This is a genomic window from Arthrobacter sp. UYEF20 (assembly GCF_040546335.1).
Lineage (GTDB): Bacteria > Actinomycetota > Actinomycetes > Actinomycetales > Micrococcaceae > Arthrobacter.
This window is the reverse complement of the sequence record NZ_JBEPNP010000006.1, coordinates 174,111-199,573: the sequence shown is the minus strand read 5'-3', so window position 1 is coordinate 199,573 and position 25,463 is coordinate 174,111. Positions and strand designations below refer to the sequence as shown.

The window sequence follows — 25,463 nt, the reverse complement described above, 5'->3', positions numbered from 1 at the left end:
GTCCGTTAAAGTCCCGCTCTAGCGCCGGTATACCAAAACCGCTATGGTTTTGTTTGTGCGGTCCGACTGAGGTCCGCCCGGATCATCGAATCGGAGGTTGGTTTGCGCACCAGATTCAGCGCGGAATTCGTGCTCGGGCATGAAGCCGGTCAGCACGTTCTCATCCGCAACGGAGACGTTGTCTATGAGGACAGTCGCATTGTGTACGTCGGGCCGGACTACGAGGGTCCGGCGGACGAGTCGTTTGATCTGGGCCGCTCCCTCATCACCCCGGGATTGATCGATCTTGACGCACTCACCGACATCGATCACCTGCTGATCGATTCGTGGGCGTCCGCGGACCGCGTCAATGGCCTGCAATGGTCCGAAGACTATTTCCGCAACCGCCGCACGGACGTCTTCACCGCGCAGGAGCGGCAGACCATCCGGAAATACGCCTTGGTGCAGCTGGCCCTGCACGGCGTCACGACGTATATGCCCATAGCCTCGGAGATCCATTCCGCCTGGGCAGAAAGCTTCGAAGAGCTCGCGGAGATGGCTGAAACATCCCGGCAGATCGGGCTGCGCGGCTACTTGGGCCCGGCCTACCGTTCCGGAGTGAACGTGGTCAGGCCCGACGGGAAACGGGACGTCGCCTTCGATGAGGAGCAGGGGCGTACCGGCCTTGCCGACGCCGTGCGGTTCCTGGACCATGCCGAGGAACTGGCGGATCCGCTGGTCAACGGGGTGCTCTTGCCGTGCAGGATTGAAACCCTCACCGCGGATCTCCTGCGCGCTACGGCTGCAATCGCCCATGAACGGCACGCGCTGGTCCGGCTGCACTGCCTTCAGGGCGCAACGGAGCGGGAGCTGCTGCAGCGCTGGTACGGGCTGACGCCTCTCCAGCTCCTGCAGCAGACGGGACTGATCCGTGAGCGCCTGCTCATCCCGCACGGGATCTTCGTGGACCGGAACCCTCTCGTGGACGGTGACGATCGAGGCGATCTGCAGACCTTGGCGGACGCCCGCGTCACCATCATCCACTGCCCGCTCACATCCCTCAGATATGGCATGGCCCTGGACTCGTTCGCCGCTTTCCGGGACGCCGGAATCAACCTGTGCCTCGGAACGGATTCCTTCCCGCCGGACCTCATTCGAGGCATGGACACGGGCGTGCAGCTGGCCAAGCTGATCGATGGCAAGCTGGACGCGGCCCCGGCGGAGCACTACTTTGAAGCGGCAACGGTAGGCGGTGCCCGAGCCCTGGACCGGCCGGACCTTGGGAAGCTGGAAGTCGGCGCTCAGGCTGATCTCGTTGCCTTCGCTCTGGATGACATCAGGGACGGCGTCATCGACGATCCGATTCGAACCCTGCTGCTGAGCGGAACGGCCCGGCAGGCGACGCATTCCGTCGTCGCCGGCCGCCTCGTGATGCGAGACGGCCGGATCCCCGGTATTGATGTCCAGGCCTTGAAAGACGAGGCCCAGAGACTCTTCACCACGATGCGTGATGCCTATTCCGACCGTGACACCGAACGCCGGACGCCTGGGCAGCTGTTTCCGCCGGCTTTTCCCTACGCACGCGACCGGGCTCCGGCTGTTCCGCGGGATCGCGAAAGGGCAGGGAGCCACGGATAGCTGCGGCGAGGAATCGCCTCGATGAAATATCTCCGCCCCGGCTGCTGTTGGCCCGGACATGACAACAATCGGAATCATCGGTGCAGGACACATTGGTGGCCAGCTTGCCCGCAAGGCGGTGCAGCGCGGCTACGACGTCGTGATCAGCAACTCCCGCGGTCCGGAGACGCTGGCGGAGCTGGTCGCGGAGCTGGGTCCCCGCGCCCGGGCCGCGACGCCGGCCGAGGCTGCGGCGGCGGGCGATTTCGCCGTCGTCACCGTCCCGCTCAAGAGCCTCGGGGCGATACCCGTGGAACCGCTCGCCGGCAAGATCGTCATCGACACGAACAACTACTACTGGGAACGTGACGGCCACGTCCCCGCTCTGGACAACGGCGAGGCCACCACCTCCGGGCTGCTGCAGGAACACCTGCCGCACTCCAAGGTGGCCAAGGGTTTCAACCACATCATGTATACCCAGATCGGCACGGACGGGTCCCCGGCAGGATCCCCGGATCGCCGGGCACTTGCCACGGCCAGCGATTTCCCGGAGGCCAGCGAGCTCGTGGCCACGCTCTACGACGAGTTCGGCTTCGACACGGTCAGCATCGGCCCGCTGTCCGAGAGCTGGCGGCTGGAGCGGGACCGGCCGGCCTACGTCGTCCGCCAGAACGCGGCCGAACTCGCCGAGAACCTCGCCAAGGCGCCGCGGACCATCTGACGGTCACAGCCTAGTAATATGGCCGCCATGACCAGGCCCGACGTTGAGGTTGAGGTCCGCGCCGTGAGTGGCGAGACTCCTTACTCGATGCTGGACAAAGTGTTCTTCGTGGTCGGCGGTGTCTCGGCGGTGTGGCTGACGTCCTTGCTGTTGCAGGCGAGCTTCCAGTGGGGCTGGGCCCAGCTCTGGTTCCTGTTCGTCTTCTGGGCGCTCCTCGCCTATCTGGTACTCCCCCGGCTGCACCGGATCCTGACGCGCATCTATGTTCCGGACTACTTCATCGGGCGGGCGCGCACCAGCGACGGGCTGCTCGGCGATCCGGTCAATGTGGCCCTGCTGGGATCAGAGCCGCAGGTGCACGGTGTGATGCGGGCCGGCGGATGGACGCTGGCTGATGACCTGACGCTGGCCAGCAGCCGCAGAATAGTCTCCGCAACCGTCCTTCGCCGCAGCTATCTCCAGGCCCCGGTGAGTCCGTTGTACCTGTTCGGCCGCCAGCAGGATTTCGCCTACCAGCAGGAAGTCGACGGGACCCCGGGAAAGCGCCACCACGTGCGTTTCTGGCGCTGCCCGCCCGGCTGGTTGCTGCCCGGCGGGCTGGCGGCGGACTGGCTGGCCGCCGGAACCTACGACCGCAGCATCGGCTTTTCGCTCTTCACCCTGCAGATCACCCACAAGATCGACGAGCGGACTGACGCCGAACGCGACCACGTTGTTGCCAGCGTCGTCCGGGCCGATCCGGCGGCGGCAGTCAGGGTGATCCGGGACTTCTCGACCGGTTACCACTCCCGCAATGGCGGCGGAGACACAATCACCACCGACGGCGACCTTCCCATCGTCGATCTCCGGAAGACCACCGCGCCCGGGACATCCGCTGCCGGGCCCCCGAGCGACAGCCGCAGCAAGCGGCCCGCCCCCACGATCATCGGCGCGGCCCTCGTCGGTGCGCGGGCGGTGGCCGCCGGCCTCCTGGCGCTTTCGTTCTTCCTGTTCCAGGAGGAGCATCTGGAACCGCTGCTTCACCCGGAAAACGGTTCCGGAATCACCGTCGGCCAGGCGGAAGGCATGCTCCTCGCGTCACTCGTGGTGGTGCTCGTATTTGCGGTGGCGGAGCTGCTGCTCGCCTGGTTCGTGTTCCGGGGGCGGAACTGGGCGCGGACCTCGGCAATGGCGTTGAGTGCGTCGGCCATCTTCCTCCAGGCACTTGACGTGCTCAACGGCGGCCCGGGAATCACGCTGCAGTCCAATCTCCCCGGGCTGACGCTCGACATCCTGCTGATCCTTGCCCTCTCGAGCGAACGGGCGCGTGTTTACGCGCTGCGCGCCCGGAAGGAGCCCAAGCGGGATTCGGCCCGGCCCGGCGGCCGGGCTGCCTACTGAACGCTCCGGGCTTTGCCAACGTGGCAAAGAGGGCGACGGCGGGAGGATCGCGCCGTCGCCCTCTTCCGCGCCTGCCGCTCAGGGAGCCGCCCGGCCCGTTGCCGGCGCCGATCTAATGGCTCAGCGGTTGACGGAGTCCAGCTTGAGCATCTTGGCGATCACGCTGTCCAGCGAGTACGCCCACGAGACGTGGGGTGCTGTGATTCTTCGCCCGGAACGCACGCCTCCAGGCACTTCGACGCCACGGGCCACCCGGTGATGCGGAGCATTGAACCGGGCGAAGACTGGCGCTGGTGCTATCAGGACGATCTGCTGGGGTGAAACGTCCCGGGCGGACTGTTAGGCGGCCAGGGGGATGTCGAATAGCGCTGCGGCCCGGCGGCCCAGATGCCGCGGCAGCTCGGCTGCGCCGCCGTGTTCGGTGTGGCCCAGGAACACGGCGGTCCCCCGGACGACGTCGGCAAGGTCCAGTCCGCATTCGTGCATTAACTGACCTGCCCGGAGATTCGGCGGCAGGTTGCTCAGTTTGCCGACGGAGTTGAAGTAGACGTCCCAGTCGCCGCGCTGCACGGAGTCGACATCGCCGTCGACCATTCGTTGGAGCGTTTCCAGGCAGGCGTCCAACGGCTCGATCCGGACGGGTTCGGCCAGCTTTGCCGGGACGATCAGTGCTGTGCAGGTGGTGCTCATTTTTTTCTTTCCTCAAGGAATTTAACCCCCGGGGCGCCGCAGATGTTCCCGCGAAATGGCCTGTGACAGACGTCCGCCCGGGCCGGCGCAGGGCCGGCCCGGGCCGAAACCGGGGTTACTTGCCGGTGGCGATCAGCTGGTTGACTTCGTTCTTTTCCCGGCTGGCCCAGGTTTCCCGCGTGACCAGCGCCGCGATGAGTCCGATGGCTCCGCATGCCATGTACACGATTGACACGCCGCCCCAGCCCCAGGCAGCCGCGGTGGCTGCCGCGATCAGGGGGATGAAGCCGGAGATCGCGGCGGAGAACTGGTAGCCGATGGATGCCCCGGAGGTGCGGGTGCTGGCGTGGAACAGCTCGGAGAACCAGGCGCCCTGGGAGCCCGCGAGCATGTCGTGGAGGATCGGGAGGCCGATGATGTAGACGAGGATGATCAGGAACGGCACCCCGGTGTTGACCAGCATGAACATCGGGAAGCCGAAGAGAATGATGCCGGCTGAGCCGATGATGTAGAGCTTGCGGCGTCCGATCCCGTCGGTGAGGCGCCCCCAGAGAATGGTGGCGGCGACTCCCAGTGCCGCGGCGAGCACCAGGCCGGTCAGTCCGGTCTGGCGGTCGACGATCTTGTTCGTGGTGATGTAGGAGAGCAGGTAAGTGACGATGACGTAGAAGCCGCCGGATTCGGCGAGCCGAAGGCCGATGACGCGCAGGATGGTGCGCCAGTCATTTTTGATGACGGTCAGAAGCGGATTCTTGACGAGTTCGCCCTTGGCCTTGGTTTCCTCGAACTCAGGTGATTCGCTGACTTTCAAGCGGATGATGATGCCGGCGACGATCAGGATCGAGCTGGCGAGGAACGGTACGCGCCAGGACCATTCGTTGTTCCAGCCGGTGGTGGCAAGGAAGACGAGGTTGGCCAGCAGCAAACCAAGCGGGACGCCGGCCTGCGGGATTCCCGTGTAGCGTCCCCGTTGGCGCCAGGGGGCGTGTTCGAAGGTCATCATGATGGCCCCGCCCCATTCGGCGCCGAACGCCAAGCCCTGGACGACGCGGATAGCGACGAGCAGGATCGGAGCCAGAACGCCCACCTGCTCGTAGGTGGGAAGGACGCCGATCAGGAATGTCGCGGCCCCCATTACCAGCAGTGCGCCGACCAGGACCGGTTTGCGTCCGTACTTGTCGCCGAGATAGCCGCCGATCAGTCCGCCGAGCGGTCGCATGGCGAAGCCGACGGCGAGGGTTGCGAAGGCGAGCAATGTGGCCGCCAGCGGGTCCTGGCCCGGGAAGAATGCCTTGCCGAAGTACAGCGCCGCTGCCGTGCCGTACGCGAGAAAATCATAGTTCTCAATGGTCGTTCCCACGGCACTGCCGATTGCGACTTTTAGTTTGTCCGGCGAGCCTTGCTCGGCCTGCCTAGCGTGTGACTGCGTGAGAGCGCTCATGTGCGTCCATATCCCCTTCGATATGGGGCCGGGATAATCCCTGCCCCTGCTTGTCGCAGACGCTGTACCTGGTGAGGCCGGCGTGCCGGCGTCACGGAGGCTGGTTCAGGCCCCGACGTTTCCTATGTTGTAAAAGCTGCGAATGTGGTCACCCACGCACTGCCTGGCCGCGGTCGGCTCGCGCCGTTGAAGGGCGTCCAGGATTTCCCTGTGTTCCCGCCGCACCACGGTGGCCGTTTCTTTCCAGTTCTCCAGCCGCGCGTAAGCTTCGATCATTTGCCGGTTGATGGCGATCCGCAGGGACCCCATCAGGTGCGAGGTCAGGGAATTTCCCGTGGATTCGGCGATCCGGACGTGGAAGGCCGCGTCCAGGCGGTTGAACTCGTCTGTGGTGATGTCCGGGTTGTCCATCCGGTCCAGGATCAGACCAAGTTCCCGGTGGTCCTGCTCGGTGGCCCGCACCGCGGCCTCCTCGCAGCACCACGTCTCCAAGGCGATGCGGGTTTCGAGAACTTCCGTTTGATGAAACTGGCCGAGTGCTAGTTGGAGCTTGAGGAGGTTTACAAACCCCAGGCCGGGCTCACCCACGAGAACAGCCCCGCCCTCCGCCCCGCCGCCGGGGCGGATGTCCACGATGCCGAGTGCTTCCAGTACCCGGAGGGACTCCCTCAGGGACGGCCTTGACACGCCCAGCAACGCGGCCAGATCCCGCTCGCTGGGCAGTTTGTCGCCGGCCTTGAGCCGGCCATCGAGAATGCGCTCCTCGATTTGGGCCATCACCTGTTCGTAAGTACGGACCCGTTGTACCGGTTCCCATGCTTCAGCCGTCATGCGGACCACTCCTTCGATTTCCGGCCGTCAGTCTGCCGCTGACGGTCCGGCCCTTCCATCGTAGTTGTTGGCCTGACGGTCAGACCTACATGCTTAAAAGCAATTCCGAGCGGAATTCGCTCTCGAGCTGGCGCCTGATCTGGACCGCGAGCAGGGTCTCGTCGGCATCCACGTCGTCCCAGGACACTGTTCCGTCCTTGGGCACGTCGCGCTTGAGCTTCATGCCGTGGGCAAGTCCAAGAGGCAGGGCGTTGCGTTCCAGCGAGATCCTTGCCGGGGCGAGTTTTCCAAAGGCGGTGTAGCCGCCTTCCCCGTCCAGCACCTCGCCGGCTTTGAGGTCTTTCTTGGCGGTGGTCATGACGTCCCCGCGGAAACCCGTGGCCGACCCCGTGGCCTCGCCCCGCAGAACGGCGGCCGCGATACTTACTCCCAGTTCCAGCCCGATCATGTGGTACGGGCGGTAGAGCGAACCGTAGCGTCCGGTCGAGTCGGTCTTCACCCCATACTCGGCAAAACACTGCGCCGCGTAGTCCGTCTTAGCCTCGAACGTGACGTACACCCCCCAGCGGAGATCGCGTTCGACTTCGGTTCCGTCGCGGTTGAGGCTGGAGGCAATTTCGACCGTCCCGCGCCGCGTGAGGATGCCTCCGACGGACTTTTCGCGGTAGATGTGGGGCAGGTCATCGACGCCGGCGGGCGGGAAGAAGAGCCCTTCGTCCTGCGGGGTCAGACCGGTCCCGTTGGCCACGGCGGCCATTTCGATAGCGGACTTGGTGCCGTCCAGGAAGGAGTTGAACATTTTCGGGTTGAAGTCCCCCGACGCAAGCTGCTCGTCGCTGAAGCCGTAGTAGTTCCAGACCGTGTCCGGGGTCGAGTAGTTGTACTCGGGCAGGTATTTCGTGCCCTTTCCCGCCGCAACAATGTCGAACCCGACGGTCCGGCACCAGTCGACCATTTCACAGATGAGAGCGGGCTGGTCACCGTATGCCATCGAGTAGACGACTCCGGCCGCCTCGGCGCGGCGCTGCAGGATGGGCCCGACCATGCAGTCCGCTTCGACATTGACCATGATGATGTGCTTGCCGTTGTCAATGCTCTGCACGGCATGGGCTGTGCCGACGATCGGGTTGCCGGTGACCTCCAGGATCACTTCAATCTGGGGCAGCTGGATCAGGTCCGCGGAGCTGTCCGTGACGAACGTCGTCCCGTGGCGCAGGGCCTCAGCAAAGTTCTTCGCGGAGTACCGGTCGGCCGGCCAGCCCGTCCGCTGCAGCGCACCCCGAGCCTTGGGCACGTCAATGTCCGCCACGCCGACCACATGAATCCCCTCGGTGTTCAGCGCCTGGGTGAGGAACATGGACGCGAATTTGCCGGCACCGATGACGCCGACCCGGATCGGCCCATGAGCGGCAGTTCGTTTCTGCATGAGCGAAAAAAGATTCATAAAGCTACTCCTTATGTAGAACAGGGAAAACAAACCAGATGTAGAACAGGGAAAACAAACCAGAAAGTTGAGCGAGTGGCCAGTTGGTCTGACCATCTGATGTTGATACCATCCCATGTGACGCAGGTCATGTCAAGGGCACCTTCTGGCTCTACGCACGAGGGCGCCGCGGACCATCTGACACCGGACGCAAGAGGACGACGGCGGGAGCATCCCGCCGTCGTCCTCTTTGTCCTGCTGTTGGGTCTTGCTGTCCGGCCGCGCCGCGGAGCCGGCGCCGGCCTAATGGCTCAGCGGTTGACGGAGTCCAGCTTCAGCATCTTGGCGATCACGCTGTCCAGCTCGGAGTCGTCGAAGATCTTCTTCCAGTCGTCCTTGATGATGGTGTCCTTGCCGTACTGGATGGCGATTTCGCAGGCCTCGGAGAACGGGTTGGAGCCGCGCAGGGCGTTGGTGAGGGCGATCTGGACGTGGCCGAAGAGCATGGCCTTGGCGGCTTCCTCCGGGACGCCGGCAGTGTGCACGGTTTCGTGGAGTGCCTCGTTCAGCAGGGTGCCGATCATGCAGGCCACGGTCTCCACGAGGGTGGGTTCCAGGATGGCAAGCTGCTTCACGGTGACCCAGTGCACGTCGATCACGGGGGCGTAGATGACCTTGATGGTGGCTTCGGCGGCGGCCCGGCTCTCCTCGGAGGCGTCCTCGTCGATGGCGGCGACGACGTTCTGCGGGGCGGCCTGGCCGCCGAAGGTATCGGCCCATTCCTCCTTGGTGGTGCGTTCCAGGAACACGGACGGGTGGCACGGGTGCGCCACGGCCTGGACGACGTCGTCGCGCTTGGCCAGGAGGCCGGCGTAGGCGGCGGCGGGGTCAAGCGTGAGGAGGATGGCGCCCGACTTCATCTGGGGAACCACGCCCTGGGAAACGACGCCCAGTACGGTGTCCGGGACGGCGAGGATCACGACGTCGGCGTCCGTGATGGCGTCCTCTGTGCTGCTGATCTCGCGCCCTTCGGCCCGGACGCGTTCCTGTCCGGCGGGCGAGTTCTCGCTGTAGAAGACGGTGTGGGCGCTCTTCTGGAGGTTGGCTGAAACACGCAGCCCCATTTTGCCTCCGGCCCCGATGACGGCGACGGTCAATTGTTCTGCTGACATTTCACTTGCTCCTTAGGAAATCGAGGCTTTGCTGGGTCCACTGGTTTTCGAGGCGGATGGTCTCTTCTTCGGAGTCCTGCCACGGCAGCCAGTGCTCGACAATCTGGTTGATGTTTCTTTCTTTGGGCTGAAGCTTTCCGGCCATGTAGTCATAGTCCAGAAGGCCTTCGCCGAGCGGCGCGCCGGCGTATGTGAACCCGACCCACCCCTCCTTGCGGCTGAACGCAAAGTCTTTGATGTGCATGTTGAGGACATAGGGCGCGACGGCGTCAATCACGTCGCGGGGCAGCTCAAGGGCCGCGACGGTATTGGCGGGATCGCTGCAGATACCCAGAGAGGGGCTGCCGACGCTGCGGATGACCTCCAGGATCCGCGCGGTGGGAACTTGTTCGTAGGTTTCCACAGCGATCTTCACCCCGGCGGCCTCGAACTCCGGCAGCACTGCGGTGAAGATCGCGGCAGCTTCCTCCGCGGAAGGAGAGTGGCCCGGCACGTTGAACATGGTCCGCAGCAGCGGCGAGCCAAGGATGCGGGCAATCCGCAGGAACTTCCGGAGGTGGTCCGGGCGGATGCCCTTAGTGCCCAGTTCCAGCGCGATTCCCAGCGAGCCGGCCGTGGCCCGGGTGGCTTTGAGTTCCGCTTCGCTCATGGCTTCGAGCGGTGCGTAGTCGCAGATCTGGAACAGGTCCACGCCGAGGACCGCGGTGCGCTCCAGCGCCTGGTGGAGGCTGATGGGCTCCGAAACCTTCTCCGAGAGCTGCCAGAAGAAGGCGTAGCTGCTCAGCCCGATGGTGCTGGTGCTCATGCTCATGCCGTCGCCCCTGTCCGGGCCAGGAGCCCCAGCCGTTCGGCGGTCTCGTCCAGGATGGTCCTGAGTGCGGCCGGGTTGTGGGCGAAGCGGCCCAGGAAGAGCCCGGCCACGGCGGAGTCCAACTGTCCGATGAGGCCGGATCCGGCGCTGCCGCCGTAGATGACCGGGCTGTCGGGCTGCCCGGGACGGCTGCGGAGGTGCGCATCCAGGCCGCGGATGACGTCGCTGATGAAAGACGGCGTGGCCGGTTCGGCCGCGCCGATGGCCCACTGCGGTTCGTAGGCGACGATTGTCCGTCCGGACTGGAGGAGGCTTTCGGCCCGGTTAAGCACCGCATCAATCTCGCGGATGCAGTGCCTGACGGCGTCCGCTGCCGTCCCGCGGCCGGGTTCTCCGACGCACAGGACCGGCGTGAGCCCGTTGCGGTAGGCGGCCGCGGTCTTCAGCCCGATGACGTCGTCATCCTCGCCGAAGATGCGGCGCCTCTCGGCATGGCCTACTTCCGCGTACCGGCCGCCGACCTCGGCGATGATCTTTCCGCCGACTTCGCCGGTGAAGGCGCCCTCGTCCTCCCAGAAGATGTCCTGGGCTCCGGTGCCGGCCCCGGCCGGGCCCAGGATCCGTGCCGCTTCGGCGAGCACCGGGTGGGCGGGTAGGGCGAACAGTTCGAGGTGGCCGCTCCGGACCGCCGGGTGTGCCGACGCGATTTCGGCAACCTCCCGGCACCATTGCAGCGTGCGCTCGTAGCCGAGGTACATCTTGAGGCTGACGCCGATGACGGCCCCTGGCGTCACGGAAGCGGCGGCGCTGCGCTTAGCGGGAAGTGACACCTTCATAGTCCTTAATCAGGGTGACTTTCCCGGCCGAGGCGGAGGATTCGTCGAACGTGTAGCTCAGCCACTCCTTGGCGAGCCGGCGGGCGAGTTCCAGGCCTACGACACGCTGGCCGAAGGTGAGCACCTGGGCGTTGTTGCTCAGGACGGAACGCTCCACGGAGTAGCTGTCGTGGGCCGTGACGGCCCGGATGCCGGGGACCTTGTTGGCCGCGATGGCGACGCCCAGCCCGGTTCCGCAGACCAGGAGGGCACGGTCCGCCTTGCCGGCGGCGATGAGTTCGGCAGCCGCGATGGCCACCGAGGGGTAGGGCGTGTGGCTGGTGGCATCCACACCCACGTCGTGGACGGATTCGACGAGGTCGCTGGCCTCGAGGTCGGCTTTCAGGGCCTCTTTGTAGTCGAATCCGGCGTCGTCGGCTCCGATTACCAGGCGCAGTTTGGCGCTCATGCGTTCTCCTTGACTGTATTTGTTCTCGGTGAGGTGCTCTCGGCGGGGGTGCCCTCGGTGAGGGTGGCGTGAATTGCCCGTACGATCAGCGCCATGGAGACGGCACCGGCGTCGGGGGTGCCGAGGCTCTTCTCGGCATGGGGACGTGCGCGTCCCATCAGCGGCAGCAACCCGGCGGTGTCTTCGGCCGCCTGCTCCGCCACGCGGGCCGCCGCGCCCCAGGCCTCCCCAAGGGACTTACCGGCGTCGACGCCGGCGCTGAGGGAGTCGCGGAACGGGACCAGGACGTCCACCAGTGTTTTGTCGCCGGGTTTTGCCTTGCCGAATTCCATGATCGCGGCGGCAGCGCCGGCCACGCCGTCGGCGACAGCCCGGGCGTCGGGAGCCTCGGAGTCGCCCAGGGCGTCGCCCACGGCCCGCAGCGCCATGCCCCACAGCGCACCGGAGGTGCCGCCGGCTTTGTCTGCCCAGGCATCACCTGCGAGGCGGAGCGTCGTGGCGGCTCCAGCCCCGCGGCCGACGGCGTCTGCGGCGGCACCGACGGCCGCCCCGACTCCGCGTTCCATGCCGATGCCGTGGTCGCCGTCGCCGGCGATGGCATCAATCCGGCCGAGTTCATCGGCGTTGGCGTCCACCACGGTCTTCGCCGCGCCCAGAACGGCCAGCACACGGACGGCCCCGGCCCGGGATTCCGCGGTGGCCTCCGGGATGGACAGTTCGACTTGGGCCGCTTCGGCATATGCGGCGCCGCCTGTTCCTCCGGCGGGCGTTTCCAGCGCCGCGGCCGTAACGGCGCCGCGGCGGAAGGCAGGGGCGTCGGCGGGGGCATTCCAGAGGGTTTCCAGTTCGTCATCGAGCCAGAAGAGCGTCAGCGAGGTTCCGGCCATGTCGAAGCTGGTCACGAGTTCGCCCACCTGGGGGTCCACGACGTCCAGGCCGGCTGCGGCGAGGAGCTGGGCGACGCGGCGGTAGACCACAAAGAGTTCCTCGTATTTGACGCTGCCCAGGCCGTTGAGGATGGGGACCACGCGGCGCGGGCTGCCGGTGCCGGTGCCGGCGTCTTCGGGGAATTCGGGGATTTCGGTGAGCAGCTTGGCAACGAGCAATTCGGCGAGTTCGTCCGCCGTCGGGATGTCCGTTTCCCCGATGCCGGGCTCACCGTGGATGCCCATGCCGACGGCCATGCGGCCCTCCGGAACGGAGAAGAGCGGGTGGTCGGCGCCGGGCAGGGTGCAGCCGGTGAAGGCAACACCGAAGGAGCGGGTCCGGTGGTTGGCGCGTTCGGCGATCTCCACGGTGGCGTCCATGGAGTAGCCGGCCTCCGCTGCCGCGGCAGCCACCTTGAACACCGTCAGGTCACCGGCGATGCCCCTTCGCTTGGCCCGTTCGGCCGGCGGCGCGGAAGAGACGTCGTCGGTGACCGCGATGCTCCGGCAGTCGATGCCCTCCTTGCGGAGCCGTTCCTGGGCCTGGTTGAAGTGCAGGACGTCGCCCGCGTAGTTGCCGTATCCCAGCAGCACGCCGGCGCCGTTGTCGGCGGCCTTGGCCACGTTGTAGACCTGTTGCGCGGACGGGGAGGCGAAGAGGTTGCCCATCGCAGCGCCGTGGGCCAGGCCCTGGCCCACGAGGCCGGCGAAGGCCGGGTAGTGGCCGGAGCCGCCGCCGATCACCAGGGCAACGGTGCCGGGTGTGCTGCGGGTGTTGCGGACGACGCCGCCGGAGACGCGCCTGACCCAGCGGCCGTGGGAGGCAACAAAGCCCTCGATCATTTCGTCAGCGAAGGCTGAAGGTTCATTGAACAGGCGGGTCATGCGGTGTCTCCCGGAAAATATAGAGGCTAGCTGAGGGAAATTGTTCTTGGGGGGCGGGTCGTGTCTGCGGACGGGGGCGGCGGTCGGTGGCGGGACGTGGCGGCGGCGGGGCTGCATGCGCCGGCTGGCGCGGATTGGTGCGGGGGCGTCCCCGGGTAAGGGGGACGCCCCCGGGCCTGTCAGGCCTGGCTGTGGTGGCCGGCCCCTGCTTCGTCCAGCGCTTCGGCGGGCACTCCTTCGCTCACCTTGCCGGAGCGGCTCAGGACCACCATGAGGATGGCGGAGAGGAGCATGAAGCCGCCGACGACGAACATCGGTACGGTGTAGGCGCCGGTCAGGTCCTTGAGCCAACCGGTGATGTAGCCGGCGCTGAAGCCGGCCAGGTTGCCCACGGTGTTGATCAGGGCGATGCCGGCTGCGGCTGCGGCTCCGGTGAGGAACTGCGTGGGGACCGTCCAGAAGTTGGGCAGTGCGGCGAAGATGGACATGGCCGTGATGGTGATGACGGCGATGGTGGCAGCCGGCGATCCCGCGAACAGGGCCAGAGGGATGCTCAGCCCGCCGACCAGGGCGGGCAGGGCGATGTGCCAGGTCTTGACGCCGCGCTTCGTGGCGTCCTTGGACCAGAAGTACAAGGCAAAGGCCGCGGGCAGGTACGGGATGGCGGTGATGAGGCCCTTCTGGAGGACGTCGAACTTGGTGCCGTAAAGGCCTTCGAAGCCGGCGATGATGGTGGGCAGGAAGAATCCGAGCGCGTACAGGCCGTAGATGAAGCCGAAGTAGATGGCGGACAGCATCCAGACCTTGCCGTTGCCGAAGACTGTGCGGACGCTGACGTGCTTGTTGCTGGCGGCAGTCTCCTTCTTCTCTGTTTCCAGGGCGCCGGTCAGCCAGGTCTTCTCGTCCGGGGTCAGCCACTTGGCCTTGGCCGGGGAATCAGCCAGGTAGAACCAGGCGACGATGCCGATGATGATGGCGGGAATCGCTACGCCGAGGAACATGACTCGCCAGCCTGCGAGGCCGAAGAGGCCGTGCTGCTGGATGAGGAGGCCGGCCAGCGGGGCTCCGATGACGGTGGTCAGCGGCTGGGCCAAGTAAAACAGGGCCAGGATCTTGCTGCGGTGCCGGGACGGGACCCAGAGGCTGAGGAAGAGGATGGCACCGGGAAAGAAGCCGGCCTCGGCCACACCGAGGATGAAACGCAGGACATAGAGCTGCTCAATACTTCCCGCCCAGGTGAACAGCAGGGAGACGATTCCCCAGCTGACCATGATGCGGGCGAGCCAGCGGCGGGCGCCGAACTTGTGCAGTGCCAGGTTGCTGGGAATCTCCAGCAGGATGTAGCCGATGAAGAAGACCCCCGACGCAAAGCCGAACTGGGCTGCCGCGAGGCCGAGGTCTGCGTTCATGCCGTTGGGACCGGCGAAGGAGATGGCCGTGCGGTCCAGATAGTTGATGAAGAACATGAGGGCGACAAACGGCACCAGCCGGATTGCCACTTTCCTGATTGCAGATCTTTCGACCACTGATTGTGTGGTGTCCACATTGACTCCTAGATGTTGGTCTCCCGGCGGCTTCCTGCGCTGGATGCCTGGGGATGCGTCTCTGTGCCTAGTTCGGGAAAGCTGGCCGGGCCGGTACTAAGCGTGTGATTTAAACCATAAGACCGTTTGGGAAATTGGTCAACCGGTTGACTTGTCTATTTCTGAAGCAGTCCCGCGCGCCCTGCCGCGGGCTCCGGTTGTTAGGCTTTGACTGTGTCCGCTAACTCCGCCGCCTCGACGGCCAAAATCAGTGCCGCGCTCGGTTCCATGGAGCAGGGTTCGGTGGTGTCCGAGGTTGCGGAACGCCTGCTGGCGTACTTCACGAGCGGCGAGATCGCCGTCGGGACCCGGTTGCCGGCGGAGCGCCAGCTCGCCGCATCCCTCGGAGTCGGCCGCTCCGCGGTCCGGGAGGCGCTGGCCGCGCTGGAGATCCTGGGAATCGTCATCGTCCGGCCCGGCTCCGGAACCTACCTTCGCGACGGCATTTCCGAATTGCTGCCCCGCACCCTCAGCTGGGGGCTCATGCTGGGCGCCCCGCGCACCCGCGAACTGGTGGAACTCCGCGGCGGCCTCGAGGTGCAGGCCTGCCAGCTTGCGGCCCTGCGGATCACCGACGACGCGCTGGAGCGCATGCGCGGCAACCTCGCCACGATGGAACACAGCCTCGACGATCTGGGCGCTTTCGTGGAGGCCGACGCCGCATTCCACCGGGAAATCGCCACGAGCTCGGGCAACCAGGTCCTCAAGGAACTCCTCCAGAGCATCCGCTCACTGCTGCGCATCTGGGTTGACCGGGCCCTGACGGAGAAGGGCCACGCCGCGGCAGCCCTCGCCGAACACTGGGAAATCTTCCGCGCGCTGGAGTCACACGACGAGGCTGCCGTCACGGCGGCAATGCACTCGCACATGGACACGGCCGCCCGGCGCCTGCTGGCCGGGTTCGACGCCGACCACCCTGAGGCCGGCGCCTGACTGTTGCTCCGGATCCGCGCTCGGAACGCGAGCGGGCGGCGGACGGTCCGCCGTCGCCCTATTGCGTCATCCCTGGCCGCTAGCCCATCTTCCCCCGGCGCCACCAGGAGCGCCTCGGCTCCGCTGGGGCCGCAGCGGCGGCCGCCGACCGGCGGGCGCGCCAGCGTTCCAGCTCGGCGTCGACGTCCCGGGTTTTCGTGACCACGGGCGGCCCGCCCTGGAGCTGCCGCCTCGCATCCACGACGCGTGCGTTGAAGTCCTCCACAATGTCCCGCACCTGCTTCTCGGAGTACTGGGCCTCGAGCCTTGCGTCCAGTCCGGCGTCCTCGGTCCGGAGCAGAATGGCCTGCGGGCCCAGCCCGGTGATGTGCTCGCGCTGCAGCAGGCCCTTGACCCACCAGTCGGGATCGTAGGCCTCCCCCAGACCGGGAATCGGCTTGCCGGCGTACTTCAGGTTGTCGAACTTCCCCTGCGCCATGGCGTCGCGGATCAGGTATTCGGCCTTGGCGGCGTCGTCCACCGTCGCGCGTTTCTGCCGGAGTTCCTCCTCGGCCGCGGTCAGCTTGTCGTGCTCATGGGCCGTGCTGCCGGCCGACCGGACGGCGCGGAGCTCGGCTGCCCGTTCCACCCGGCGCCGGAACGCGCTTCCGCCGCTGCTCATAATATGTCACCCCTTCGTCCGAGGGACTTCCGCTACTGCCTTCCAGTATGCGGATCAGCGTTCCGGCAGCTCAAGCTTCTGATCGTTTCGGCATAGTCGGGCGGCCGGGTCCCGTCGTTCGCGTGTCCTGGAATCATCTGGCTAATGCGGCGCGGCCCCCGTCGTCGGACGTCAGAGCCGCGGCATGACCTGCTCGCGGACCTGTTTGCGCAGGATCTTGCCGAGCATCGAGCGCGGCATGTCCCCGATCGCGACGATCCGCTTCGGGACCTTGTAGCCGGCGAGGTGCTCGCGGCAGTGTGACCGCAGGGCATCCTCGTCCAGCTCGGTGCCCGGTTCAAGTTCGACGGCGGCCGCCACCATCTCGCCGCCGCCTTCGAGCGGCTTGCCGATCACCGAGGCGTCCCGGACATCGGGGTGCAGGCGGAGCACGCTCTCCACCTCGGTGGGCGAGACGTTGAAGCCGCCGGTGATGATCAGTTCCTTGGCCCGGTCCACGATGGTGGTGAAGCCGTCCGGGTCCACGGTCACGACGTCGCCGGTGCGCAGCCAGCCATCAGAGGTGAGGGTCTTCGCGGTTTCCTCCGGGTTGTTCCAGCGAGGGCACTCCCGGCCTCGGCCACGGACTGTTCCAGCTTCGCGACGAGCGACTCCATGGGTAGTTCGATCTCGGCCGGGACTCCCGGCTGGTAGTTCTTCACCCAGGGCTGCTGGTCGGTTTTCGGCATGCTCACATCCTGCCGTGAAGTTCTACGCGGCGGCGAATTGCCGGACTGATTGCAGGACTAAAGGGACGGGAGGTCCTGATGCGGCTCGCAACGTGCTTGCCGCCCGGTGCGTCATTCGTCGCCGTTGTCCTGCGCTTCAAGGTGCTTCGCCATCGCCTCGCAGGCCTGGTTCCACCGTGCGGTGAGGGCATGCCGGCTCAGGGGCTCGAACATGCTGTTGAGGACCTTCTCGACTGCATCGTATGCGGCGTCCCGAACCCGTTCCTGCGCCGCCGGGCTGTAGTAGTTCATGACAGGAATTCGACGCCGGCAGCCTCACGGATGGTCGGCCCCGGCTGATTGCCGGGGTGCTCTGCTCGCCCCTCATCCGCCCGACACTGACAAGCGGCCAGGCGCTCCAGAGCACGATCAGGACAGTCCCGGACAGCGTCGGCACGGCATTGCGGAAGTAGCCGCGGGGCGCTGGAGCCAGGAAAACGCGAATGACTACGTCGCGGCGTTCTGGCACAACCTCACCACGCCGGCGCCGCAGCCGGCCAACAGGATCGCAGCCAAGTTCGGCGAAGTCCTGGCCGCGGGCCTCAACATTGGCGGACCCAGGGCGGGGTGGTACGACGAGGGCGGTACGGCCAGATATTGGGACGGTCAGCAGTGGACGCACCGCACCACGCGTGTTGAAGTCGCCCGTTCGCTCGTCCGGCAGCTCGCTGCCGAGGAGAAGTCGGCGCTGGCGGCCTCTGTCCACCACCCCACAGCGATCCCCGGGCAAGCTTTCAGCCGATGCACGCATGCCGCCGGCCGAGCCCTCACTGTCCGCTCAGCAGACTCCGCCCGCGCCGCCGTCGGGCTGATACCCGACTGCGACGCCCGGCGTCCTGGGGTTCTGGGACGGCAGGACGTGGACCGGTCAGACCCGGCATGGATAGCGCAATGAGGACGACGGCGGGAAGCTCCCACCGTCGTCTTCCTGCCTGTCCCGTTTTGGGCAAGGCCACTGAGATGATTGGCCGATGAAGTCTGAAGAAGATGCCGACCTGGACGGCGTATTGATCGGCGGCCGCGAAGAACGAACCATTGTCATTGTGGAGTACGACCATGAGTGGCCCCGACGCTTCGAGACTTTAGCCAAATCCATCAGTGGCGCTCTCGGCGAGAAGGCCTTGTCTGTCGAGCACATCGGATCTACCGCAGTTCCACGTCTGGCGGCAAAGCCCATTATCGACATCCTGCTGACCGTCCTGGACGTTGATGATGAGGCGACATACGTTCCGGCATTGGAGAACGTTGGCTTTGTACTTCGCGTCCGCGAGGCCGGGCACCGCATGTTGAAGACGCCGTCAAGAGATGTGAACCTACACGTCTTTCACCCGGCGCACGATTCCGTGCCCAAGTACAGAGATCTCCGCGATTGGCTCTGCGTCGATGAAACCGACCGCGCCCTATATGCCGATACCAAGAAGAAGCTCTCCCAACGGGGGTGGCGCGATGTGAACGAATACGCGGATGCAAAGACCGGCGTCATCTCGCGAATCCTCGACCACGCCAGGGTCTGGCGCGAAAAGCAGCCTTCGTCATAAAGATTCACCATCTGCGCCCGGCGTCCTGCAAGCCGGTCGTCATGAGGGCACGTGTCCGGCAGCCGTCGTTGGCACCCTTCCAGCGGAGCACTTTGGCACACTCCAGCCGATGGGCCAGTTGGCCAGGCCTCTTTCAATGGACGGTCAGGCCTCTCCCCTCATGGAACAGACCCGGGCGCACGTGGGCCTGCAGGGTCCGAGGCGGCGTCGTCCGTGGCATCGTCGAAGAACCGCCGAGCCCTCGGTAGCCAAAGTGGGCCGATGAGGACAATGGGGACCAGGAAGATCAGCCACTTCCAAGACGGCGGCCAGGAGAAGCCGACGCCGTACAGCAGGACGGTGTAGCTAAGGAAGTAGCGGATGTTGCGGTCGCCGTCTTTGAGGGTTAGCACGAAGCTCGCACCGATCAGAGAGAACAGCAGCAGGATGAATCCGAAAAGCCAGGGGACCCATGCCGGCTTGGGTTCTTCTGCTGTCTGACCTGTCTCCATTTGGAAGATGGCGAATGCGCCGAGGATGTCCAGCGCTGCGATGGCCACCATCAACGACCAAACAGCGAAGAGTACCTCGAAGGGTGGTTTCCTTCCGTCCTTCCGGGCACTCACCGGGCCTCCGTTCCGCCGCTTGTTGTTGCAACACCTCTGGTGGCTAGGTAGTTATCAGAAGATCACGCAGGAGAACCGCCTTTCCCAACTCCTTTGCGGACAGCCTCGACGGCTTCGATGGCCTGCCGGATGTCCGCCATCCCGTTGTACAGGTGGGGCGAAATGCGCACCCGTTTGTCTCCGGTCCAGGCGAGCACACCGTGGGCCTCAAGACCGCGGCGCCAGACGCCCTCGTCGTCGACCTCGAACGCGACGATTCCTGCCCGCCTGGCGGAGTCAGCCGGGGTGAGCATGCGCATCCCAAGGGCGTCGAGCTCAATCCACAAAACGTCGGTCAGTGCCCGCACATGGGCCTCGATTCTGGCCAGTCCGCTGGCGCGCAGGTAGTCGATGCCGGCTCCCAGGATCTGTACGCACAGGGCGGCCGGGTTGCCGAGTTCGAAGCGCCGCCCGTCCCGGACCGGGGTAATGGAGGTGTCGCGGACGTCCGCATCGACCCACACTGCAGAGGTCCAGCCGGATTCCCGCGGCTGCCAGCCAGGCTGCCGGGCAGCGTTGCAGTACGCGACCCCGGCGCCGTGGGTGCCCAGGGCCCACTTGTAACCGCACGCGACGGCGAAATCAGCCAGCGAAATGTCGAAACCCGCAACACCCAAGGCCTGGGATACGTCCACGACCAGCACCGCGCCGCAGGAATCCGCAATCGCGCGGTATTCATTCAGGTCGATCAGCTCGCCGGTGTAGTACGAGACCAGGCTGGTCACGATCGCCCTGGTCGCAGGGTCCACAGCGTCGCCGAAACGCTGTGGATCCATCAGGTGGTCCGGGCTCCGGACCAGCCGGATTTCCATATTCGTGCCGGTCCGCCACGGATACATGTCGGACGGGTATTCCCACTGCGGCATGACTACGTTGCCACCGGGAACGTCGATGCTGCGCGCCACCATGTTCACGGCCTGCGCGACGTTTTGGGGGAATCCAAGCTCGGCCGGCCGGCAGCCAAGCAGGGCGGCCAGCGAGTCCGCAGTCCGCGAGACCTTGGCGTAGATGCGCTCCCGCCCGCCCATCCCGAGGGCCTTGTCGTGCATGAATTCGCTGAAGAGTGCCTCCTGGGAGGCGAGCATGGGCGTCTCCCCCGCGGCCGCCAGGTGGCACAGCCCCGGAAGGCCGGCGAAATCGGCCTGGCTGACTAACGGCGGCAACCCTGGATCGGGATAACCGCGGACCTCTTGGGACATGCCGCCGCACCTCTTCCGGAGCGCCGGCGCCACACTGGCCGCCGGTCCCCCAACGGTTCAATGCTGGCCCGGGCCCGCGCCGGATACAAGTGTTGACGGACACTTGGCGACAAGAGAGCACGACGGCGGGAATCTCCCGCCGTCGTCCACTTGCACTGCGCCATTTGGGCGGGCGCCGCTCCAAGTGGCTGGTCAGGCGTGGGCGCGCTCGGCGAGGAGGGCGTCGATCTGGCCGGCCGCCTCCTTCATGCCCTCTTCCATGCCCATCTCGACCATCTGGTTCATCTGCTCTTCCGACTCGAACGTGGAGAGCACGGTCATCCTGGTGCGGTCGCCGATCTCCTCAAGCGTGACGGTCGCGTGGGTGGTGCCCATCGCCTCGACCGGCGCACCGTTCTCGTCGGCAAAGCCGTCGTCGAACTCCAGCTGGTTCGGAGCCTGGATGGAGGTGATGCGCCACCAGCCGCGCGCCTTCGTACCGTCGGGGCCGGTCATGTAATAGGCGGCTTTCCCGCCGGGCTGGAAGTCGAGCTGCTCGAAGGTGGCCGGCCAGGTTGGCGGACCCCACCAGCGCTCAAGCTGCCGCGGGTCCTCCCAGATCTGCCAGACGCGTTTAACGTCCGCATCGAACTCGGCGACGAGGGTGAAGCTGAGTGCCTCAAGATTCTTGGTGGAACTGACAACAGTCATTACGGAACCCTTCCTATCCTTCAGCGAGAATGTCTGCGATCCGCTCGGCGCGCTGCCGCCAGATCGCCTCGTACTCATCGAGCAGCCGCCGGGCTTTCTGCAGGCCTTCATGATTGCCCCGCACGATCTGCTCCCTTCCGCGCTTCTCCTTCGTGACCAGGGAGGCGCGCTCCAACACCGCCACATGCTTCTGGACGGCGGCAAAACTCATGGCGTAGAGGGCGGCAAGGCCGGAGACCGAATACTCCGCCACCGTCACCCGCCGCACGATGTCCCGGCGGGTGGCGTCGGCGAACGCCCGGAACAGGCGATCGACCTCGACATCACTCAACTGATCTACAACCATTTGGTTGTAGGCTATGACGGCGGCGGAGAACTGTCAAGGGTTCCGGGCAACAGTCACAGGGCGGACCAGCCGCCGTCGGAGGCGAGGATGGCGCCGTTGACGTTGGTGCCGGTCGTCGCTGAGCAGGAAGGTGATGGAGGCGGCGAGCTGCGCCGCGGTGGCAGGGGCTGGAATGGTGGCACCCATCAGCGGGCCGAGGCGCTCGGCCGCGAGCTGGGATCCCCAGGTGACCTCGATGTTGGTGATGGTGGCGCCGGGGGCCACGGCGTTGAAGCGCAGTCCCTGGGGCCCGTACATCACGGCCGAGTTTTTGGTCAGGCCCACGACGGCGTGCTTGGACGCGGTGTAGGCGGCGCCGGCGGCGGAACCGCGCAGGCCGGCCTCGGAGGCGATGTTGACCACGGAGCCGGCGCCTGCCTCGAGCATCAGCGGCACCACGGCACAGGTCAGGCGCATCAGGGCGGTGACGTTGATCCGGAAGACCCTCTCCCACAGCTCGTCGTCCACTTCGTGGATCGGGGCGAAGTTGTCCATGATGCCGGCGACGTTCGCGAGGGCGTCGACCCGTCCTTCGGCGGCGGCGACGACGGCGGCCACGGTCTCCTCGGTGGAGATGTCGCCGGGCACCGGAACCAGGTCCAGGCCGGCGTTCTCGACCACGAGGTCGTCCAGGCGTTCCTTGCTGATGTCCGCGGCGATGACCTTGCCGCCCTCCTTGGCGATGCGCAGGGCCGTGGCCTGGCCGATCCCCGAGCCTGCGCCCGTGACGATGACGGTCCTGCCGGCGAAGCGGCCCGTGGTGGTGGTTTCCTGCCATGAAGCTTCGGTGCCCATGATGTCCTTCCGAACGTTGGAGATTGCGTCACCGCCGGCTTATGACACGCTGTGTCATTATGTAAGGGTGGATACTGGTGGGATGCCTGAGGAAGACCGGGCGCCCGCCGTCACACGTGTCGCCGGGCGCCCGGTGACGATCGACCCGGACGCCGTGGCCGGCATCGCGTTGCGCCTGTTCGCCGCCCAGGGCTACGAGCAGACCTCGATGGAGGACATCGCACGCGAGTCGGGCATCGGCCGGAAGAGCCTCTACCGATATTTCGCCAGCAAGGCCGATCTCATCTGGGGCGGGATCGAACCGGTGGTTGAGGCCTCCGGGCTGGTCCTCGAGCACGCCCGGGTCAACGCAGCAGCCGACGGGGACATCCTGGCCGGGCTGCGGATGGCGGCCCTGGCCGGGGCGGCAGTGATTCCCGACCTCGCCGTGACGCGCGGACGCCTGCGCCTGATCGCCGAACATCCCGAACTGGCAAGCCGGAGCTACGCTTCGCTGGCGCCCCAGGGCGAGCGCGCCCGGCTTTACCTCGCTGCGGCCGGCGTCGACGAAGACACTGCCGGCTATTTGTGCGCCGCCTATATCGGGGCGACTTTTGAGGCGTGGACCCGGTGGGCCGCAGGGGCGGACCCGGATCCCGTGCCGTATCTGCAGGCGGCCATGGACGTGCTGCGGCTGCCGCAGGGCTGACTGGCGCTTCGGGGGTAGGCGGCGGCGTGATTTTCGCTGCGCAACTGCGCCCTCGCTGCGCAAAATACCCTGCGCTACGGGCATACGCGTAGCGCCGGGTATTTAGCGCAGCGCCTTTACGCGGCCACCAGCCGGGCGGGCTAGCTGCCGAGCGAAGTGACCTTCAGCAGCAGCGCGTGCTCCGGGTTGAGGATCGGCATGGGCAGGCCCACCTCGGCCAGGAAGCGGCCGTTGGCCTCGGCTCCCGACTGGAGCCACGCCGGGGGCTGCACCTGCGTGAAGGTGTGGGCGTAGTCGGCGTCGCCGGGGGCCGGGAAGACGGCCTCCACCCGGTAGTTGCCATCGGCGGGGAGACCCGGGATGGCGATCCGTCCCGCCTGCTCCGAAAACGAGGTCCGCGTGCTTACCAGGGCGAACAGCGCCGCCGTCGTACCCGGCGTCGCAACAGCCACACCTGAGTCCAGGTCCGCCACGACGCCGTGCAGCATCAGGGCGTCGTCGGGCAGGTCCGCGCGGACCATCCGGCCGCTGTGGATCAGCGCCCGGTGCTCCTTGTAGAGCGTGATGAAGCGCTTGAGCTCCTCGCGCTCGGCACCCTTCACCTGCCGAACGTCCCATTCCATCCCGAAGTGGCCGAACAGGGCCGTGATGGCGCGGAAGGAGAGGTCGTGGGTGCGGGCGGTCGTGTGCGAGGTGGTGGGGCCGATGTGCCCGCCCACGAGCTCCGGCGGGACCACCAGCCCGGTCCAGCGCTGGATGGTCTGCCGCTCCAGGGCGTCGTTGCAGTCCGAGCCCCAGATCCGGTCGGTGCGCTCGAGGATCCCGAGGTCCACCCGGGCGCCACCGGACGAGCAGCTTTCAATCTCGACGCCGGGGTGGGCCTTGCGGAGCTCATCGAAGAGCCGGTAGGCGGCCAGGGTCTGGGCGTGCACGGAGGCGCGGCCGGCGTGGCCGTGCTCCAGCAGGTCCCGGTTCTGGTCCCACTTGAGGTAGCTGATGTTGTTCTCCCGCAGGAGCGCATCCACGCGGTCGTAGATGTACTGCCAGGCGTCCGGATTGACGAGGTCTATGATGTGCTGGTGGCGCCATTCCAGCGGCAGCCGGCCGCCGTCCTTGTAGCTCTGGGCGGAGGGCCCGGCAAGCCATTCCGGGTGGGCTCGGACAACGTCGGAGTCCAGGTTGACCATTTCCGGTTCCACCCAGAGGCCGAACTCCATGCCGCGGGACGTGACGGCCTCGATCAGCGGCGTGAGGCCGTCCGGCCAGAGGGCCTCGTCCACGTACCAGTCGCCGAGGCCGGCGTAGTCGTCGCGGCGGCCGCGGAACCAGCCGTCGTCGAGCACGAAGCGCTCGACGCCGAGCTCGGCGGCGGAGTCCGCGAGTTCGATCAGGGTGGGGAGGTTGTGGTCGAAGTACACGGCCTCCCAGGTGTTGAGCACCACCGGGCGCGGCTTCCCGGCGCGAGTGCCGGTCGTGGTGGCCGGGCCGGCGGCCGGAAGCACGTGGTGGGGGCGGTTCCGGAACCAGGCGTAGAAGGCTTCGCTGATGCCGTCGAGTCCGCGGTCCGAGTACGCGGCGAAGAGTGCCGGGGTGGTGTGGCTGCCGCCGGGTTCAAGGATGACCTCGGCGGGGCCGAGCAGTTCCGATCCGCCGATCATGGTCCGGCCGTCCGCGACGCTGTCCGCGAACTGTTCGTGGTTGCCGCTCCATGCAAGGTGGGTCGCCCAGACCTTGCCGTGGCGGTTGCCGAAGCCGGCGGTGCCCGCGGCGAAGAGCAGCGAGGAGTCGTGTCCGGTGCGGCCGTGCCGGCCGGTCCGCACCCAGGTGCCCTGCTGGATGGCGCGGCGCTGCGGGTGGCGTTCCCGGCACCAGCGCCCGGTCAGGTCCAGGAGTTCGACGGCGTCCCGCGCCACAGGGAGCATGGTGGCCAGTTCGTCCACCTGGAAGGGCGAGTTCCCGGTGTTGGTGACGGTGTGGCTGAGTTCCAGCAGGCCGCCGTCGTGCAGTGTCAGGGTGGACGCCACGCTGATGCCGGCGTCGGCGTCCGTCTGGACAATCACCACGGAATTGGGAGCGGCGGATTTCCTGCCGTCACCGTTCACGGTCACGTCCGCGACGCGGAGGCGGACGGAGAAATCGTGGCCGGGCACGCCATCGGCGATCCGGTGGCCGCGCAGGCCGGGACGGCCCTGCCAGCTTGAGGATGCCTGCGGGAGCAGCCCGGCGGGGACGGTGGCGTCGACGGCGGAGTGCGGGACCGGCTCGCCGAGGATGGCGAGGTCGGGAAGGGTGGCGCCGAGGTCGGCGCCCCAATGGATCACCTCGGCCTCTCCGCTGTCGAAGCTGATCACCAGGCTGGTGCTGGCGGAGCGGAGGTGCAGGGGATCCATGGCGGGTCTCTTTCGGTGGTTCGGCGCGCG

At 66.5% G+C, this 25,463-nt stretch carries 26 protein-coding genes and 2 pseudogenes; 8 read left to right on the top strand and 20 right to left on the bottom strand.

What is annotated here, in order from left to right:
• Window positions 1–102: 102 nt before the first annotated feature.
• The 4 genes and pseudogenes from ABIB26_RS09565 to ABIB26_RS09550 form a co-directional block, all read left to right on the top strand.
• Window positions 103–1,617, top strand: coding sequence for a chlorohydrolase family protein (locus tag ABIB26_RS09565; protein ID WP_354241848.1), 1,515 nt, complete (start codon window positions 103–105; stop codon window positions 1,615–1,617).
• A 58-nt stretch (window positions 1,618–1,675) separates the two neighbouring features.
• A complete protein-coding gene (locus ABIB26_RS09560; protein ID WP_354241846.1) occupies window positions 1,676–2,317 on the top strand; it encodes an NADPH-dependent F420 reductase in 642 nt (213 codons plus the stop codon).
• Window positions 2,318–2,344: 27 nt separating this feature from the next.
• On the top strand, window positions 2,345–3,697 hold the full coding sequence (locus tag ABIB26_RS09555) for an LssY C-terminal domain-containing protein (protein ID WP_354241843.1): 1,353 nt from the start codon (window positions 2,345–2,347) through the stop codon (window positions 3,695–3,697).
• A gap of 186 nt (window positions 3,698–3,883) precedes the next feature.
• Window positions 3,884–4,018, top strand: a pseudogene (locus ABIB26_RS09550) (UBP-type zinc finger domain-containing protein); the annotation flags it as partial.
• An 18-nt stretch (window positions 4,019–4,036) separates the two neighbouring features.
• Here ABIB26_RS09550 and ABIB26_RS09545 read toward each other — a convergent pair.
• The 10 genes from ABIB26_RS09545 to ABIB26_RS09500 all read right to left on the bottom strand — a co-directional run bounded on the left by ABIB26_RS09545 (window position 4,037) and on the right by ABIB26_RS09500 (window position 14,704).
• Entirely contained in the window at window positions 4,037–4,387 is a 351-nt protein-coding gene (locus ABIB26_RS09545; RefSeq protein WP_354241838.1) for a DUF3846 domain-containing protein, read from the bottom strand.
• A gap of 115 nt (window positions 4,388–4,502) precedes the next feature.
• Entirely contained in the window at window positions 4,503–5,828 is a 1,326-nt protein-coding gene (locus ABIB26_RS09540; RefSeq protein WP_354241835.1) for an MFS transporter, read from the bottom strand.
• Between the two features lie 105 nt (window positions 5,829–5,933).
• The gene (locus ABIB26_RS09535; RefSeq protein ID WP_354241832.1) at window positions 5,934–6,659 is read right to left on the bottom strand and encodes a FadR/GntR family transcriptional regulator; all 726 of its coding nucleotides are present in this window, start codon (window positions 6,657–6,659) and stop codon (window positions 5,934–5,936) included.
• 85 nt (window positions 6,660–6,744) lie between these two features.
• Window positions 6,745–8,103, bottom strand: a complete 1,359-nt coding sequence (locus ABIB26_RS09530) for an NAD(P)H-dependent oxidoreductase (protein ID WP_354241829.1) — start codon at window positions 8,101–8,103, stop codon at window positions 6,745–6,747.
• 290 nt (window positions 8,104–8,393) lie between these two features.
• The gene (locus tag ABIB26_RS09525) at window positions 8,394–9,254 is read right to left on the bottom strand and encodes a phosphogluconate dehydrogenase C-terminal domain-containing protein (protein WP_354241827.1); all 861 of its coding nucleotides are present in this window, start codon (window positions 9,252–9,254) and stop codon (window positions 8,394–8,396) included.
• 1 nt (window position 9,255) lies between these two features.
• On the bottom strand, window positions 9,256–10,065 hold the full coding sequence (locus ABIB26_RS09520; RefSeq protein WP_354241825.1) for a sugar phosphate isomerase/epimerase family protein: 810 nt from the start codon (window positions 10,063–10,065) through the stop codon (window positions 9,256–9,258).
• Entirely contained in the window at window positions 10,062–10,895 is an 834-nt protein-coding gene (locus ABIB26_RS09515; protein ID WP_354241822.1) for a triose-phosphate isomerase family protein, read from the bottom strand. The genes ABIB26_RS09520 and ABIB26_RS09515 overlap by 4 nt, the downstream gene beginning before the upstream one ends.
• Window positions 10,879–11,349 (bottom strand): ribose-5-phosphate isomerase, encoded by a 471-nt coding sequence (locus ABIB26_RS09510; RefSeq protein WP_354241819.1) that lies wholly within the window; start codon window positions 11,347–11,349, stop codon window positions 10,879–10,881. Before ABIB26_RS09510 ends, ABIB26_RS09515 begins: the two co-directional genes overlap by 17 nt.
• On the bottom strand, window positions 11,346–13,160 hold the full coding sequence (locus tag ABIB26_RS09505; protein WP_354241816.1) for a dihydroxyacetone kinase family protein: 1,815 nt from the start codon (window positions 13,158–13,160) through the stop codon (window positions 11,346–11,348). The genes ABIB26_RS09510 and ABIB26_RS09505 overlap by 4 nt, the downstream gene beginning before the upstream one ends.
• 179 nt (window positions 13,161–13,339) lie before the next feature.
• Entirely contained in the window at window positions 13,340–14,704 is a 1,365-nt protein-coding gene (locus ABIB26_RS09500; protein WP_354241814.1) for an MFS transporter, read from the bottom strand.
• A 213-nt stretch (window positions 14,705–14,917) separates the two neighbouring features.
• Between ABIB26_RS09500 and ABIB26_RS09495 the strand changes: the two genes are divergently transcribed.
• Complete coding sequence (locus ABIB26_RS09495) at window positions 14,918–15,676, top strand: FadR/GntR family transcriptional regulator (protein WP_354241811.1); 759 nt, start codon at window positions 14,918–14,920, stop codon at window positions 15,674–15,676.
• A 79-nt stretch (window positions 15,677–15,755) separates the two neighbouring features.
• Here ABIB26_RS09495 and ABIB26_RS09490 read toward each other — a convergent pair whose 3' ends face one another.
• The 4 genes from ABIB26_RS09490 to ABIB26_RS09475 form a co-directional block, all read right to left on the bottom strand.
• Window positions 15,756–16,337 (bottom strand): DnaJ family domain-containing protein, encoded by a 582-nt coding sequence (locus tag ABIB26_RS09490; protein WP_354241808.1) that lies wholly within the window; start codon window positions 16,335–16,337, stop codon window positions 15,756–15,758.
• A gap of 171 nt (window positions 16,338–16,508) precedes the next feature.
• Window positions 16,509–16,868, bottom strand: a complete 360-nt coding sequence (locus ABIB26_RS09485; protein WP_502913645.1) for an AMP-binding enzyme — start codon at window positions 16,866–16,868, stop codon at window positions 16,509–16,511.
• A complete protein-coding gene (locus tag ABIB26_RS09480) occupies window positions 16,865–17,065 on the bottom strand; it encodes a hypothetical protein (protein WP_354241805.1) in 201 nt (66 codons plus the stop codon). Before ABIB26_RS09480 ends, ABIB26_RS09485 begins: the two co-directional genes overlap by 4 nt.
• 111 nt (window positions 17,066–17,176) lie before the next feature.
• Complete coding sequence (locus tag ABIB26_RS09475) at window positions 17,177–17,356, bottom strand: hypothetical protein (protein WP_354241802.1); 180 nt, start codon at window positions 17,354–17,356, stop codon at window positions 17,177–17,179.
• Here ABIB26_RS09475 and ABIB26_RS09470 point away from each other — a divergent pair.
• Complete coding sequence (locus ABIB26_RS09470) at window positions 17,355–17,999, top strand: DUF2510 domain-containing protein (RefSeq protein ID WP_354241799.1); 645 nt, start codon at window positions 17,355–17,357, stop codon at window positions 17,997–17,999. The genes ABIB26_RS09475 and ABIB26_RS09470 overlap by 2 nt on opposite strands.
• A gap of 76 nt (window positions 18,000–18,075) precedes the next feature.
• Window positions 18,076–18,642 (top strand): GrpB family protein, encoded by a 567-nt coding sequence (locus ABIB26_RS09465; protein WP_354241796.1) that lies wholly within the window; start codon window positions 18,076–18,078, stop codon window positions 18,640–18,642.
• Between the two features lie 158 nt (window positions 18,643–18,800).
• Here ABIB26_RS09465 and ABIB26_RS09460 read toward each other — a convergent pair whose 3' ends face one another.
• From ABIB26_RS09460 to ABIB26_RS09440, 5 genes and pseudogenes are all read right to left on the bottom strand, one after another.
• Entirely contained in the window at window positions 18,801–19,247 is a 447-nt protein-coding gene (locus tag ABIB26_RS09460; RefSeq protein ID WP_354241793.1) for a hypothetical protein, read from the bottom strand.
• A gap of 62 nt (window positions 19,248–19,309) precedes the next feature.
• Entirely contained in the window at window positions 19,310–20,485 is a 1,176-nt protein-coding gene (locus ABIB26_RS09455) for an aminotransferase class V-fold PLP-dependent enzyme (protein ID WP_354241790.1), read from the bottom strand.
• Between the two features lie 192 nt (window positions 20,486–20,677).
• The gene (locus tag ABIB26_RS09450) at window positions 20,678–21,175 is read right to left on the bottom strand and encodes an SRPBCC family protein (RefSeq protein ID WP_354241787.1); all 498 of its coding nucleotides are present in this window, start codon (window positions 21,173–21,175) and stop codon (window positions 20,678–20,680) included.
• A gap of 13 nt (window positions 21,176–21,188) precedes the next feature.
• On the bottom strand, window positions 21,189–21,521 hold the full coding sequence (locus tag ABIB26_RS09445; protein ID WP_354241785.1) for an ArsR/SmtB family transcription factor: 333 nt from the start codon (window positions 21,519–21,521) through the stop codon (window positions 21,189–21,191).
• Between the two features lie 53 nt (window positions 21,522–21,574).
• Window positions 21,575–22,355: pseudogene (locus ABIB26_RS09440) on the bottom strand (SDR family NAD(P)-dependent oxidoreductase).
• 82 nt (window positions 22,356–22,437) lie between these two features.
• On the opposite strand from ABIB26_RS09440, the gene ABIB26_RS09435 reads away from it, so the two are divergent.
• Window positions 22,438–23,043: a TetR/AcrR family transcriptional regulator gene (locus ABIB26_RS09435; RefSeq protein WP_354241782.1), complete on the top strand. Its 606-nt coding sequence runs from the start codon at window positions 22,438–22,440 to the stop codon at window positions 23,041–23,043.
• A 140-nt stretch (window positions 23,044–23,183) separates the two neighbouring features.
• Here the strand turns inward: ABIB26_RS09435 and ABIB26_RS09430 are convergent, their stop codons facing one another.
• Window positions 23,184–25,433 (bottom strand): alpha-galactosidase, encoded by a 2,250-nt coding sequence (locus tag ABIB26_RS09430; RefSeq protein ID WP_354241779.1) that lies wholly within the window; start codon window positions 25,431–25,433, stop codon window positions 23,184–23,186.
• Between the last annotated feature and the right edge of the window lie 30 nt (window positions 25,434–25,463).

What these genes read in the sequence shown, in the direction of transcription:
- ABIB26_RS09560 (WP_354241846.1), top strand. Translation starts at nt 1,676, where the DNA reads ATGACAACAATCGGAATCATCGGTGCAGGACACATTGGTGGCCAGCTT.
- ABIB26_RS09555 (WP_354241843.1), top strand. Translation starts at nt 2,345, where the DNA reads ATGACCAGGCCCGACGTTGAGGTTGAGGTCCGCGCCGTGAGTGGCGAG.
- ABIB26_RS09545 (WP_354241838.1), bottom strand. Translation starts at nt 4,387, where the DNA reads ATGAGCACCACCTGCACAGCACTGATCGTCCCGGCAAAGCTGGCCGAA.
- ABIB26_RS09540 (WP_354241835.1), bottom strand. Translation starts at nt 5,828, where the DNA reads ATGAGCGCTCTCACGCAGTCACACGCTAGGCAGGCCGAGCAAGGCTCG.
- ABIB26_RS09535 (WP_354241832.1), bottom strand. Translation starts at nt 6,659, where the DNA reads ATGACGGCTGAAGCATGGGAACCGGTACAACGGGTCCGTACTTACGAA.
- ABIB26_RS09530 (WP_354241829.1), bottom strand. Translation starts at nt 8,103, where the DNA reads ATGAATCTTTTTTCGCTCATGCAGAAACGAACTGCCGCTCATGGGCCG.
- ABIB26_RS09525 (WP_354241827.1), bottom strand. Translation starts at nt 9,254, where the DNA reads ATGTCAGCAGAACAATTGACCGTCGCCGTCATCGGGGCCGGAGGCAAA.
- ABIB26_RS09520 (WP_354241825.1), bottom strand. Translation starts at nt 10,065, where the DNA reads ATGAGCATGAGCACCAGCACCATCGGGCTGAGCAGCTACGCCTTCTTC.
- ABIB26_RS09510 (WP_354241819.1), bottom strand. Translation starts at nt 11,349, where the DNA reads ATGAGCGCCAAACTGCGCCTGGTAATCGGAGCCGACGACGCCGGATTC.
- ABIB26_RS09505 (WP_354241816.1), bottom strand. Translation starts at nt 13,160, where the DNA reads ATGACCCGCCTGTTCAATGAACCTTCAGCCTTCGCTGACGAAATGATC.
- ABIB26_RS09490 (WP_354241808.1), bottom strand. Translation starts at nt 16,337, where the DNA reads ATGAGCAGCGGCGGAAGCGCGTTCCGGCGCCGGGTGGAACGGGCAGCC.
- ABIB26_RS09480 (WP_354241805.1), bottom strand. Translation starts at nt 17,065, where the DNA reads ATGCCGAAAACCGACCAGCAGCCCTGGGTGAAGAACTACCAGCCGGGA.
- ABIB26_RS09470 (WP_354241799.1), top strand. Translation starts at nt 17,355, where the DNA reads ATGACAGGAATTCGACGCCGGCAGCCTCACGGATGGTCGGCCCCGGCT.
- ABIB26_RS09475 (WP_354241802.1), bottom strand. Translation starts at nt 17,356, where the DNA reads ATGAACTACTACAGCCCGGCGGCGCAGGAACGGGTTCGGGACGCCGCA.
- ABIB26_RS09465 (WP_354241796.1), top strand. Translation starts at nt 18,076, where the DNA reads ATGAAGTCTGAAGAAGATGCCGACCTGGACGGCGTATTGATCGGCGGC.
- ABIB26_RS09455 (WP_354241790.1), bottom strand. Translation starts at nt 20,485, where the DNA reads ATGTCCCAAGAGGTCCGCGGTTATCCCGATCCAGGGTTGCCGCCGTTA.
- ABIB26_RS09450 (WP_354241787.1), bottom strand. Translation starts at nt 21,175, where the DNA reads ATGACTGTTGTCAGTTCCACCAAGAATCTTGAGGCACTCAGCTTCACC.
- ABIB26_RS09445 (WP_354241785.1), bottom strand. Translation starts at nt 21,521, where the DNA reads ATGGTTGTAGATCAGTTGAGTGATGTCGAGGTCGATCGCCTGTTCCGG.
- ABIB26_RS09435 (WP_354241782.1), top strand. Translation starts at nt 22,438, where the DNA reads ATGCCTGAGGAAGACCGGGCGCCCGCCGTCACACGTGTCGCCGGGCGC.
- ABIB26_RS09430 (WP_354241779.1), bottom strand. Translation starts at nt 25,433, where the DNA reads ATGGATCCCCTGCACCTCCGCTCCGCCAGCACCAGCCTGGTGATCAGC.